Annotated in this window: 9 protein-coding genes; 5 read left to right on the forward strand and 4 right to left on the reverse strand. The window is 46.3% G+C overall.

Features of this window, described 5'->3' with window-relative positions:
* Positions 1–44: 44 nt before the first annotated feature.
* Entirely contained in the window at positions 45–695 is a 651-nt protein-coding gene (locus tag ABW391_RS14275; protein ID WP_353482559.1) for a 4'-phosphopantetheinyl transferase family protein, read from the reverse strand.
* On the reverse strand, positions 622–4,974 hold the full coding sequence (locus tag ABW391_RS14280; RefSeq protein WP_353482560.1) for an AMP-binding protein: 4,353 nt from the start codon (positions 4,972–4,974) through the stop codon (positions 622–624). Before ABW391_RS14280 ends, ABW391_RS14275 begins: the two co-directional genes overlap by 74 nt.
* Before the next feature lie 370 nt (positions 4,975–5,344).
* Between ABW391_RS14280 and miaB the strand changes: the two genes are divergently transcribed.
* From miaB to pbfA, 5 genes are all read left to right on the forward strand, one after another.
* Positions 5,345–6,790 (forward strand): tRNA (N6-isopentenyl adenosine(37)-C2)-methylthiotransferase MiaB, encoded by a 1,446-nt coding sequence (gene miaB / locus ABW391_RS14285; RefSeq protein ID WP_353482561.1) that lies wholly within the window; start codon positions 5,345–5,347, stop codon positions 6,788–6,790.
* Between the two features lie 110 nt (positions 6,791–6,900).
* Positions 6,901–8,220 carry a sigma-54 interaction domain-containing protein gene (locus ABW391_RS14290; RefSeq protein ID WP_353482562.1) on the forward strand — a complete coding sequence of 440 codons (1,320 nt, stop codon included), beginning with the start codon at positions 6,901–6,903 and terminating at the stop codon, positions 8,218–8,220.
* Positions 8,217–8,753, forward strand: coding sequence for an LPS assembly lipoprotein LptE (lptE, locus tag ABW391_RS14295; RefSeq protein ID WP_353482563.1), 537 nt, complete (start codon positions 8,217–8,219; stop codon positions 8,751–8,753). The genes ABW391_RS14290 and lptE overlap by 4 nt, the downstream gene beginning before the upstream one ends.
* Positions 8,754–8,766: 13 nt before the next feature.
* Complete coding sequence (locus ABW391_RS14300; protein WP_353482564.1) at positions 8,767–9,231, forward strand: GNAT family N-acetyltransferase; 465 nt, start codon at positions 8,767–8,769, stop codon at positions 9,229–9,231.
* A gap of 411 nt (positions 9,232–9,642) precedes the next feature.
* Complete coding sequence (pbfA, locus tag ABW391_RS14305) at positions 9,643–10,980, forward strand: (R)-1-hydroxy-2-aminoethylphosphonate ammonia-lyase (RefSeq protein ID WP_353482565.1); 1,338 nt, start codon at positions 9,643–9,645, stop codon at positions 10,978–10,980.
* A gap of 45 nt (positions 10,981–11,025) precedes the next feature.
* Here the strand turns inward: pbfA and ABW391_RS14310 are convergent, their stop codons facing one another.
* Both ABW391_RS14310 and ABW391_RS14315 read right to left on the reverse strand, forming a co-directional pair.
* A complete protein-coding gene (locus ABW391_RS14310; RefSeq protein ID WP_353482566.1) occupies positions 11,026–12,153 on the reverse strand; it encodes a glycerate kinase in 1,128 nt (375 codons plus the stop codon).
* Positions 12,153–12,809, reverse strand: coding sequence for a MarR family winged helix-turn-helix transcriptional regulator (locus ABW391_RS14315; protein ID WP_353482567.1), 657 nt, complete (start codon positions 12,807–12,809; stop codon positions 12,153–12,155). The genes ABW391_RS14310 and ABW391_RS14315 overlap by 1 nt, the downstream gene beginning before the upstream one ends.
* Between the last annotated feature and the right edge of the window lie 32 nt (positions 12,810–12,841).

Raw genomic sequence — 12,841 nt, forward strand, 5'->3', positions numbered from 1 at the left:
ATAAGGAAGTCAGAAATTAAGTTTTCTGGCTTCCTTTTTTCATTTTAAGAACAATGAAGAAATTGCAACTCAGCAGTATTCCTTCCTACAAAAGCCCCTACTTCCCCTCCAGGACACACAAATGAATTTCTGCTCCACCCATTTCTACTTATGGTATTTTTCTCGGAAAGCGGATCAACATCAATGGAAGGCAAATCATCAACCAGGCCCAACCCAGTAGCCTTCAAAAATGCTTCTTTGAGCGTCCAGATTTCAGCAAAGGCTTGAAGGTTTTTTCCCTCCTGGCAATACCCTTTTTCTTGCTCATTCAACACATAATCAGCAGTAACGGAGTCAATCTGCTCGGGAATAAATTCCAGGTCTACGCCAATTGATTCTTGCGCAATGCCAATGAGGAATGAGCTTGCAGTATGGCTGACGTTGAAATGCAGGGACTGGTCTTTCAGTTCAGGTTTGCCGTGAGCATTGTAAGCAAACTGAATTTCTGCTGGATCAATATTCAGCTTTATTCCCAAACACTTGCGCAGCATTGCTCGACACCACAACCAGGTATTGCGGTCTTTTGGTGGCATTCTTTGTGCACTGGCTAATTCCCCATCGGTGAGCAAAGCCCACAAATCCTTAGTTGGCGTTGCGTAAGGGCGTCCATAGATCAGCAAAGGCTGATTGCAGCGCTCTATTTCTGCGGAAGTCAATGATTGCCACCGGGGTTTGACATTTTCCATATTTTGATTCTTGAGGTTCTGCCCATGCAATTTCATTCAATCGAGCCTCCAGCACTTCTGCAAAGACCTGGTCATTGGGCTGCTTGAAAATATGGTTGTGATCACCAGGAACCAGGTGCACATTAAGCCCATTTTGCAGGTAGGGATCCCATCCATAATGCAGCGGCTCTCGGATGTAAAAGCTTGACTTCTTGGCTTTGAACAAGTCAATTCGGGTTGCAACAGGTTCAAGTTTATACTGTTCGAGTGCTTTGGTCATTGCAATAGTGGATGCGCTTACGGTATAGGCTCCAAGTTCCTGGCTGCGCTCTAACCCATTCACAGGTAGTTTTACCAGTTTGAATTTTGACAAGGTGGTATAAAGTGTCACCTTTAGGTTGTTCTTTTTCTGCATCAAGAATCGCCGACGCTCGCTCTTTTCTTCTTTGAAGAAAGCTTGTACCGCAAAGCCCAACTTGGCAAATGGAGTAGTCACGGCATCAACCCAGCGTTGAAACCCTTTTTTTGATTCCTTGGCAAACGCGGCTACTGAGTCTATCAAACCTGCGAAGGCCACCGCTTCCTGATTTTTTTCCAATTGTTTGGTCATTTCAAAAACGATAAAACCGCCAATCGAATACCCCAACAAATGGTAGGGCCCTGAGGGTTGAATTTGCTTGATTTCCTTAAGGTAATCGGCAGCAATCTTGGGAATAGTACAATTGTGGCAATGCTCCGAGTTCATCCTCCTGGCCTGCAACGCATAGATGGGTCGATCTGGATGGAGGTAGCGTGCCAGCGATTGAAACATCAATACATTCAATCCTGCTCCATGAATCAAAAAAATGGGCGCTAAGCTCCCCTGCGTTCTGATGGGTACCATTACATTCCACAAATGTTCTACTTTTTTACTGTTGATTAATTCTGCCAATTTTCGGATGGTGGGATAGGTGATCAACGAGGCGAGTGGAAATTCAATGTCGAATTCCTTTTTGAGGTTGGCCACGAGTTGAACCGCTAAAAGCGAGTGACCACCTATCTCAAAAAAGTTGTCCTCTACACTGATTTCTTCTCTTTTGAACAATTTGCACCAAAGTCCATGTAAGAAAATCTCGGCGGGGCCTTCTGGCAATTGGAGCACTTGAACCCGGTTTGCTTTGGTTTGCTCAACCAATCCTTCCAATTTGCGGGCGTCCACTTTTCCGTTGGAGGTCAAAGGGATTTCAGCGAGCATCAGGATGGTTTCAGGAACCATGTAATCGGGTACTTGACTGCTCAGTTTTTCCCGAATTTCGTTTGAATTCAGGGTATCCTCTTCGGCTAAAACAAAGGCAGCCAGCGTGGGCATCCCTTGAAAAGATTGAATGACTTGCACCACCGCGTCGGATACGCCATCAATGCTTTTGATCTGAGTGCTGATTTCATCCAGTCCGATTCGAAATCCGCGAATTTTTACCTGACGGTCAAAACGACCGATGTAATAGACCGTACCATCAGTTGCCGCAACTACAGTGTCACCTGTAGAATGGCTTCTAACGGTACGTCCATGGTGGTCAATATGATTCATAAACGAGGCATGGCCTTTTGCAGTAGGCTCTAAACCTACATATCCAAAAGATACTGCATCTCCAGTGATGTATAAAATTCCCGCTAATCCTTGCGGGAGGGTCGATCCCCACTGATCGACAATTCGAATAGAATATCCAGGTAATGGTTTTCCAATAGCAATGCGGTCTTTGGGCGTTTCTGTGGCTTTGAACTCTTCGGCCAAAGCAATTACGGTACATTCCGTTGGCCCGTAGCTGTTGATCAAGCGGTGTCCGGGATTGGATTCACTCCAGGTTGTCCAATCCTCTTTGTACATGGCTTCGCCACCAATAATGGTTAAGCGCAGTGCTTTGGAGGCATTGGCCGCAGGGTAGGCATGACTCGACATCCATTGCCGCCAATAGGCCGTTGGCAAATCCAAAATGGTGATGCCTTCCTCCACGATTACCTTCGCCAATTGATCTGGCAACAACCAGGATTCTTCGCGCAGGTACAAAGCTGCCCCTGAGCACAAGGCAATAAAAGTTTCTTCAATAAATGTATCGAAAGCCAAATGGGCAAATTGGATGACTTTGTCCTGTGCCGTCATGTTGTACAATCCCAAAGCAGCATCTACAAAAGTAGTCAGCGACTTGCGGTTGATGCCTACCCCTTTGGGCACACCACTGGAGCCACTGGTGAAAAGGATATAGGCACCTGCGTTGGGATAGAGCTTCAATTCAGGCATTCTGCCATCGGTCTTTACATTTTGAATGCGCAATACCGTCAAACCCTCAAAAGGAAACTCTCGCTCAGTGATGAAGACAATGGCATTGGGTTTGGCTTTGGTACAGATTAACTTGATTCTTTCTGCGGGCAATTTAAAATCCAGCGGCACAAAGGTTGCGCCTACATAAAGGCTAGCCAAAAAGGTTTTGAAATAATCATAAGTACGTGCTACTTCGACTGCCAAAATATGACCTTCAGCAATCCCTTGCATTTTAAGCCAACCAGCAGTCGTTTTTACATCCTGGCAAAGTTGACGATAGGATATTTTTTGGCCTTGATCGACGATGGCGGTATTGTTCGGATATTTGTTGGCCATGTCGAAAATGCGCAAAAGCGGATCCATAGAAGTTTGGGCAGGCGTGTGCGTAGGCTGGTTGAGTATCTTGAGCCAGGCTTGCTCCCTTTCCAAAGGCATCAAAGGCAATTTCGTCCAGGCGACATTCTTGTTTTGGGTAGCCGTGTGAATAAACCATTCCAGGGACTGAAAAACCTCAGCACTTAAACCCTTTACGGAGAAACCATTTGGAGTCATTTGCACCAGGAGAACGCCTTCTGGTAAAAACGATACATCAGCACCTGATTCAGCGATGTAAATTTGGGGCTGTCTTCCCAGCAAACTGTCCAAAGAGGGATACCGCAACATCAGATCTGACCGATAGCCCATTGCGTTTTTTACTTTTTTGAGTTTTTTGGCAATCCCCTCAAAGGCAATTTCGATGCTTTCGTTAGCCTCCAAATGAGTGGTGAATGGCACCCATTTTGAAAACAAATGCTGATCAGCAGGTATCTCTGCAGGAACGTAACCAAAGGTGGTTTTTACTTTCCCGGTAATGCGCTGAAGAAAAGTAACGATGGCAGGCAGGAGTTCAGCATTTTCCTCAATAAGACCTTCCTCGCTCGATAAGTTTGATCCTGCTAAATGGTTGACCCATTCAGCCAGTTCCGCATTTTCCAGTTCATTTTTCCAAAAAAACTCGTGCTTGGCTGTTTTTTGGAAAATTCCATTTGCTACTTCAAACCAGCGTGTAGAAGGCAATTCCAACTGTTCACCATTCTCCAGAATTTCTTGAACAGAAGGTTCATCTCCATCAGCAGTAACTATTCTTTCGATAACCAGCAATCCGTTGTTTACATCAACGGTAGTATAGTTTCCCATATGCCTGACCAAACCAGGTGTTGTGCTGGAGGTAGCTGGAGCAGTGTAGGCTTCTTTGATGTAATAAACTTGTCCACCCTTGACGAAGGAGGCCATCAGAAATGGATTTTCCAGGTGGGATTCCATCGCACAAGCATGGATCAAGCGCTGTATAGTGGTTGCGGATTCCGTCCAATTGAGCATCCCCAAATGAAAGGGGCGATCTGCTTGCCCATAATAAGATCCACCGTGATCGGTTTGGGGTACTTTTACAAATTCATGGTTTAACCACCCAGGCAGCGCCTTTTTAAACGCCTCCATAGCAGCTTCATAACATTTGATATTGAGCGAATAAGCCGTATCGTTGGGTGCTATCTCAACACTTTCGGAGGCCAAAATAACTCCTCCATCAATGGTGGTGGTCAATTCGTGCCAACTGATTCCGTGGGTCGATTCTCCATTCAGGATGGCCTGATTCGTGGCGTACAATCCAGCATACTTAGGCAATGGGGAATCATGGTAATTGATGGCCATGAGGGTTGCCCGCTGAATAAATTCGGGTTTAAGAATATAGCGGTTGTTGATGCTAAAGATGAACTCCACTTCAACGTCCGGCACCAAGCCTGGAGCAGCATAACATGGAATTTGATGCTGAGCGGCAGCTTCCAACAGTTGTTTTTCAGTTGAAACGACTGCTTTGATTGCACAACCCTGTTCTTGGAGCATTTGCATGCAATAAACAGGCAAGGATCCTTCTCCTAAGAGGATACAGGAGTTGGGTTGTTGCTGATTTTCGATAGAAGTTTGGTTAGATTCCATAGAGGTTCTGATTGTGATACAAAAATAAGCGGTCATAAGAGGAGAGATTAAGGAAAAAAGGTAAGCGGTAGGATAAACTGGGTTTTCGGTCAGATCCATGCTAAAAATGAATCTGGGCAAACATAAATTCATGATTCTCTAAAATTTCTCCAAAAACAGCCCAGAATTGCGGGTTACCTTTAAAATCACACCAATTACCGAGGTTTCCTCTTGGATACAATAGTTTTATTTTCATTTCAGCAAAAGGCTTGTAAAACCTAAAATTCAGACCAATTATCTTCTACATTTTTCTGCCAAATTGTCACATCAATCCAAAATATCCCTTACTTTTGCAAACCCGCGCTGAAATCGAGGGACTTAATCAACGACCATGCATTTGTACAATGACAATCCGACCTTGCTCGAAGTGCCGCACCAGATGAATGAGGAGCAGCAGGGGGAAGTCTACTTCAAAAACGTTGCTCAGGAAACCGAAAGTCAGCCTGGCAAGCATTTCTACATTGAGAGCTACGGTTGCCAGATGAACTTCAGTGATAGCGAGATCGTAGCGTCCATTTTGGCAGAGGTGGGCTTCCAACCTACGCGCAATTTGGAAGCGGCAGACTTGATTTTGGTCAATACCTGCTCCATCCGCGAAAAAGCCGAAGAAACGGTACGCAAACGCTTACGCGTATTCGACGCGATAAAACGGCAAAAACCAGGTACATTAGTAGGTGTACTCGGTTGCATGGCCGAGCGCCTCAAATCCAAGTTTTTGGAAGAGGAGCGCCTGGTTGATCTTGTAGTTGGCCCCGATGCCTACCGCGACCTACCGGGTTTGGTGGCTACTGCCGAAGATGGCGACAAAGGCATCAACGTATTTCTTTCCCGCGAAGAAACTTACGCGGACATCAGTCCCCTTCGTCTGGATTCAAACGGGGTAAGTGCCTTTATCTCCATCATGCGGGGGTGCGACAACATGTGCTCTTTTTGCGTAGTACCCTTTACCCGTGGCCGCGAGCGCAGTCGCGATGCCTTCAGTATTCTGGCCGAAGCGCAAGAACTTTACGAAAGAGGCTACCGGGAAGTAACCTTGTTGGGGCAAAACGTGGATTCCTACAAGTGGACAAATCCGGAGACCGAAAAACTGGTGAATTTTGCCCACTTGCTGGAAATGGTGGCTCTGGTGGCTCCCGATCTGCGCGTGCGTTTTTCCACATCCCACCCCAAAGATATTACTAACGAGGTGCTGCACACCATCGCCAAGTACCACAATATTTGCAAATACATCCACCTACCCGTTCAATCGGGCAACAGCAATGTACTGGAGCGGATGAACCGCACCTACGACCGCGAATGGTACATGGAGCGCATTGAGGCCATCTGGCAGATCATCCCGGATTGTGCCATTTCTTCCGATATCATCGCTGGTTTTTGTGGCGAAACCGAGGAAGAACACCAAGAGACCTTGAGCATGATCGATTTTGCCAATTACAGCATGTCGTACATGTTTTATTACTCTGAGCGTCCTGGCACTCTGGCCGCTCGGAAGTATCCCGATGACATCACTTTAGAAGTAAAAAAGCGGCGTTTGCAGGAAATCATCAATTTGCAATCGCAAGTGAGTTTGGGTAACAATCGACGCGACATCGGCAAGGTGTTTGAAGTGTTGATCGAGGGCAATTCCCGCAAATCCGATCAGGATTTTTGTGGCCGCAACTCTCAAAACAAGATGATCGTATTTCCTAAAGTACCTGGCTATCAACCAGGTCAATACATCAATGTCCTCGTCAAAGAAGCCAGTAGTGCAACCTTGATTGGGGAAGCAACCATTTAACGTTTTAGGATTTGAGGGTTTTAAGAATTTGAAGTACAGCTTTTTAACTTTACACAAGTGCCGTACTTCCCACTTAAGCCCTTAAAATCATGAGACCCCAAAACCCACAAATGGACAACCTTCTTTCCGTAAAACAACGCTTTGGCATCATCGGCCATTCGCCTTTATTGGATCGGGCACTGAGTACAGCAGTGCGCGTTGCCAATACCGATTTGACCGTACTCATCACGGGAGAAAGTGGCGTGGGTAAAGAGGTTTTTTCAAAAATCATCCACTCACTCAGCGCACGCAAGCACAACCAGTTTATTGCCATCAACTGCGGTGCCATTCCAGAAGGAACCATCAATTCAGAGCTTTTTGGCCACGAAAAAGGTTCGTTCACTGGTGCAACCGCCGAGCGAAAGGGGTATTTTGAATCCTATGATGGAGGCACTATTTTCCTGGATGAAATCGGGGAAATGCCCCTGGATACCCAGGCTTACCTGCTGCGGATTCTGGAGAGTGGGGAATTTATCCGGGTAGGTTCCAACAAAACCGTGCGGACTGATGTGCGCATCATTGCCGCAACCAACGTTGATTTGGAAGAGCGCATCAAAAAAGGGAAATTTCGGGAGGATCTGTACTTCCGGCTCAATACCGTTTCGATTCAGGTACCAGCCCTACGCGACCGGGCTGATGATGTTTATTTGCTGTTTCGCAAATTTGCTGCAGATTTTGCCGAGCGCCACCGTTCGGCTACGGTACAATTGGACGAACGGGCGCAACTGCTGATCAAATCATACACCTGGCCGGGGAATGTTCGGGAACTCAAAAACGTTGCCGAGCGCGTTTCGGTGTTATCCGAAGAACGGGTCATTACAGCTGAAGCCTTGCTCGAAATCGAGCCCCGCATCGCTTCCCGCAACCTTCCTGCACTGGTAGGAAACGGTGCTGAAGCCCCAGGCACCATGCAAGAAAGAGACATTTTATACAAGTTTCTTTTTGAGATGAAACAGGACTTGAATGACCTAAAATCCCTGGTGTTCGAATTGATCAAAAGCAACGACTTGCGGGTAACGGATTTGCGACCATTTCGCTCCCTGGAGCCTCCACGCAGCATCATGCCCTCGCCAGAATCCCGGTATAATTTTGCAGCACCGAATGATTCCAATCCCATCCAAAATAATCACAATGATCTGCACGATGACTATGCAGACGATCTCAATCCTCAAGTCATTATCCCACAGCCTTTGATGGAGCACAAAAGTGTCCCAAGCAACGCTTTCGGAAGTGTAGAGGTCTTAGATGACAACTACCGGATTGAAGACCACGAAAAGAACCTGATCCAAAAAGCATTGCGCAAATACAAGGGTCGCCGCAAAGAGGCCGCCAAAGAATTGGGCATTTCTGAACGCACCCTTTACCGCAAGATCAAACAGTACGATTTATGACGATTCGGATTTTCATAATACCCTGCAAAGCTTTCTCGTTCTTGCAGATTCTGGGATTACCCGTGCTGCTCATTCTCCTGATCAATGCATGCAGCATCAAAATGAATCCAGCGGATACTGGTGATCTGAAGACGTATTACATTCCACAGTTTACCAACAACGCCCCAAATACATTGCCCAACCTGCCCATTCAGCTTACCGAGGCATTGAAAGATAAAGTTCGCTTGCAATCTACCTTGAAATACACCGATGAGAATCCGGACATCGAACTCCGTGGCACTCTGGTGGATTTTCGCATCACTTCTGAAGCCCCCAGGGTAGGAGAAACCACCGCCATCAACCGTTTGACCATCACCCTGGCCATCGAATACTTCAACAACCGCACTCAAAAAGAAGTGTGGAAAAGGAATTTCTCCTTCTTTTACAACTACGATTCCAATCAGGATTTTTCGACCGTACAAGAAACGGCCATTAGAACCATCAGCAATCAGTTGATGGAAGACATTTTTAATGCAGCATTTTCGGATTGGTAAAATCCCTATAATCATGCATACTCCAATGCCTGTCAACATCCAACCCATTTCCCCTGCTGACGCACAAGTGCAACTGCTCATCAGCAAACTGGATCATTTCCAGATCGAATTGTATGGCCGTGAAAATTGCCACCTGGATTCTATCGAAACCCTTCTGAAAAGTGGCGCCCATATGTTGGGTGCATTCTCCAACGAGCAACTGGTCGGCATGGGAGCTGTAAAAATCATGTCGGGCTACGCCGAAATCAAGCGCATGTACGTAGAGGAATCTCACCGCGGCTTGGGTATTGCCGAGAATATCCTCAGCCGCCTTGAGGCTTATGCTGTAGAGCAGGGTGAAAATCGCATCTGCCTTGAAACGGGTATTTACCATCAGGCTGCGATGGGTTTGTACAAAAAATTGGGGTACAAAACAATTGACCAATTTGGGGAATACAAAATCAATGGTTTAAGTGTTTTTTTTGAGAAATGGGTGTAATCAAACTTGATTGTTATTTCACAGTACTTTATATTTGAAAAAAAATCAAGCTCAATTATGAAAAATCAAGAATATTCCTTTTCAATAAATACACCCTGCAATCAAGATTGGTCATCCATGGAAATTTCGAATGCAGGCAGATATTGTCAAGTTTGCAGCAAAAACGTCGTTGACTTTACAAATCAATCCAACGCAGACATCTACAAAACAATCATGGACTCCAAAGAAAGAATCTGTGGGAGAATCTGGGAGAATCAGCTTACGCTTTCAAAAAACCTCCGGGATGATGCTTCCCAAAAAATTCTTTCAGGGGATATAATTATTTGCCCTCATGGTTGAAAATCCTTGTTCTATTCGGACCTAAGCCCGTATTTTGAGGCCGAAAAGTCGAGTCCTCAAAACCCAAGCTTCATGAAAACTCCCGTCAACCAGGGTGAAAACATCCGTTCGCTCCGTGCCGAAACGGCAACCTCTGATTTCACAGCTGAACTCTTGGAAAGAGACAGCAAGGTCTTTTTTCACCAAACCCTCTCCTCCCCTGTTTTTAATGCAGTCACCAAAGCCGAAGGCGCTTACATCTACGATGGCGAAGGCAAGCAATACCTTGATTTGCACGGCAATGGGGTGCATACCGTGGGCTACAACAACCCCAAAGTAGTTGTAGCCATTCAAAAACAGATTGCGGATACTTTGACTTTTGCACCCCGCCGCTTTACCAATTTGCCCGCTGTTGAATTGGCTGAAAAACTGGCCGCCATCGCACCAGCAGGACTCAATCGAGTACTTTTTTGCCCAGGAGGATCAGAAGCCATCGAAATGGCCACCATGATGGCAAAACTCGTTACCGGAAAATGGAAAACCCTCTCTTATTACGGTTCCTTTCACGGTGCTGGCTTTCAAGCGGTATCCATTGGTGCGGATGGGCATTTTCGGGAAGGACTAGGCCCCATGATGCCTGGAGCCGTTCACCTTGAATTGCCCGATTATTACCGCAATCCCTGGGGTTGGACGGATCAACAGCAAATTGACGACGAGTACCTGCGGCAACTAAAGACCCAAATCGAATACAATCCTGAGATCGCCGCGTTGATTACCGAACCCATTTTTTACAATTCCACCGTACCTACGCGCTACTACTGGGAACAAGTTCAGGCCATGTGTAAAGCACAGGGCATCTTGTTGATTTTTGATGAAATCTACACTGCATTTGGCCGTACTGGAAAGATGTTTGCTGCGGAGCATTTTGTGACACCCGACATCATCGTGATTGGCAAGGGCTTTGGGGGTGGAATCGTTCCTTTTGCAGGCATCATTGGGAGAGAGGATTTAAATGTGCTGGAACACAAATCCATTGGCCACTATACCCACGAAAAGAACCCGCTTTGTGCTGCGGTTTCCAAAGCGGTAATCGATTTTGTAGAAAGCGAAAATCTGGTGGCTCATGCACAGGAACTGGGTCAGTATTTTCGTTCCGGCCTGGAAGAATTACAACAAAAATTTGAACTCATCGGCAATATTAGCGGACTTGGCCTCAACCTCGCTGTAGACTTGGTTACCGACCGCCAATCCAAAACCCGTGCTACCGAAGCGGCTCAACAGATCATGGGTTTCTGCATGAATCGGGGCATTTCCTTCAAACTGATTCAGGGCAATATTTTAAACCTGAAGCCAGCATTAGTTATTACAAAAGCCGAAGTGGATTTTGTGATTGAAACGTTGCGGGAGGGGTTCGTTCAGTTTTCTAGCTAATTTTTTTCTTCAACAGCTCCTCGATTTGATGTGTTGAATTGATCGCTACAACGAGACCACCTTCATCACCTGCTCGGCGGTAAACCTCAAATTTTCCTCCGTACTGGCGAGCGCATCATCAAAAATTTGCAATTTTCGACCGATTGCAAAAGCAGCCTTTAAGCCAATCAGGTCAATAAAAGGCTGATCGGCATCAATGGTGCCACACAAAGCGATGGTAGGAATGCCATGCTGAGTGGCTCTTGCGCAAATGCCCCGAATCAATTTTCCACCAAGGGTTTGGCCATCCAAACGCCCTTCGCCAGTGATGATTAGGTCTGCACCTTCCAGGGCAGCATCAAAGTTGGTCAGGTTCATCACGGCTTCAATGCCTGGAAAAAGCTGCGCTTTGAGGAAAGCCAAACAACCTGCGCCTAAGCCACCAGCTGCGCCCGCACCTGGCACCGAAGCAAAATCTTGTTCAAAGGTTTGTTGCAACAAACCGGCAAAATGTTTCAGTCCTTCATCGAGGCGCTCCACCATAGCGGCACTTGCGCCTTTTTGAGGACCAAAAACGTACGCTGCTCCAGTATGGCCATACAGTGGATTTTTGACATCACAAAGCGCATCAAAACGAGTATTGGCTAAGGCGGGATGTATATTTTCTGCTCCAATTCGTTCTATAGCCAGCAAGGATTCTCCTCGGGGCAATAATTCTTTTCCCTGAGCCGTGTGAAATTCAAACCCAAGCGCCGCCGCCATGCCAATTCCAGCGTCGTTGGTGGCGCTCCCCCCCAAACCGAGTAGGATGTGCTGCACTCCGCTGTCCAGTGCATGAGCAATCATTTGGCCAGTACCATAAGAGCTGGTGAGCATCGGATTGCGTTCCTCCAGGCTCAAGCGTTGAAGCCCGGATGCTTGTGCCATTTCGATAAAAGCTTTTTCGCCATTGGCGGAAAGGATATAGGTGCATTGGATTTCTCGCCCCAAGGGATCATATGCTTGCATCTGTACCGCATCGCCTCCCAAATGGTGCGAAAATACTTCTGCCAATCCATCGCCACCATCTGTAAGCGGAAAAATAACAATCTCAGCCTTAGGCATTGCCTTTCTTACGCCATCCGCGATGGCTGCACAAACTTGCGGTGCAGGGAGGGCATCTTTGAAACTATCTGCGGCGATAACTATTTTCATTAATGTGATTTAGGTTTTAACTCGAGTTTCTCCATGATTTTTTCCAGATCCTCGCCATATTCATTGTCCCAAATTGGCTGGTGGAATGCGATCAATTTCCTCATTTTGAGGAGCAATCCATGTTTTTCTGCATCAGATAAATTACCCGCAACGATTTTATTGACCTTGTGCATTTGCTCCATGGCTTTTTCAAAAACTGCTTTTCCCTCGGCAGTAATCGATACCCTACGGGAGCGACCATCTTCCGGATTTTCATAATCTGCGATAAATCCATTGCGGAGCAAACGCCGAATAACCTCCATCCCGGGAGAGAATTCCATCATATTCAGGGCAATTAGGTCGGTCTTGCGCAGATCGCCTTGACCGATTAAAGTAGCCAAAAAAGTAAAATCGTGCAAACCCTTTAACTCGGTGTTTTTGAGCCCGGTTTTGATGTAGTGTTTGGCGTGGGCATTTAAACCACCTATAGTCATGGCAATGTGCGCATCAAGATTGGGAGGATATTCATCCCATCGAGTTCTGGGTATTTCTTCCTCTTCCACATCATTTTGACGTTGGTACAGCCAATTTGAAAAAGCAGTCAAATCATGTTGCCCGGTTTCCTGCTCAAAAACTTCCAGCAGTCCAATCACTTCTTTGAGGAGATCGTACGTCATGTTCTTATAAATTCATTTAATCAAAACTAGAA

The sequence above is a fragment of the Haliscomenobacter sp. genome, assembly GCF_040403615.1.
In the GTDB taxonomy this organism is placed as follows: domain Bacteria; phylum Bacteroidota; class Bacteroidia; order Chitinophagales; family Saprospiraceae; genus Haliscomenobacter.

Bases quoted from the DNA above. Each gene is read 5' to 3' on its own strand.
- ABW391_RS14315 (WP_353482567.1), bottom strand. From the start codon at position 12,809: ATGACGTACGATCTCCTCAAAGAAGTGATTGGACTGCTGGAAGTTTTT.
- ABW391_RS14290 (WP_353482562.1), top strand. From the start codon at position 6,901: ATGGACAACCTTCTTTCCGTAAAACAACGCTTTGGCATCATCGGCCAT.
- miaB (WP_353482561.1), top strand. From the start codon at position 5,345: ATGCATTTGTACAATGACAATCCGACCTTGCTCGAAGTGCCGCACCAG.
- pbfA (WP_353482565.1), top strand. From the start codon at position 9,643: ATGAAAACTCCCGTCAACCAGGGTGAAAACATCCGTTCGCTCCGTGCC.
- ABW391_RS14280 (WP_353482560.1), bottom strand. From the start codon at position 4,974: ATGGAATCTAACCAAACTTCTATCGAAAATCAGCAACAACCCAACTCC.
- ABW391_RS14310 (WP_353482566.1), bottom strand. From the start codon at position 12,153: ATGAAAATAGTTATCGCCGCAGATAGTTTCAAAGATGCCCTCCCTGCA.
- lptE (WP_353482563.1), top strand. From the start codon at position 8,217: ATGACGATTCGGATTTTCATAATACCCTGCAAAGCTTTCTCGTTCTTG.
- ABW391_RS14300 (WP_353482564.1), top strand. From the start codon at position 8,767: ATGCATACTCCAATGCCTGTCAACATCCAACCCATTTCCCCTGCTGAC.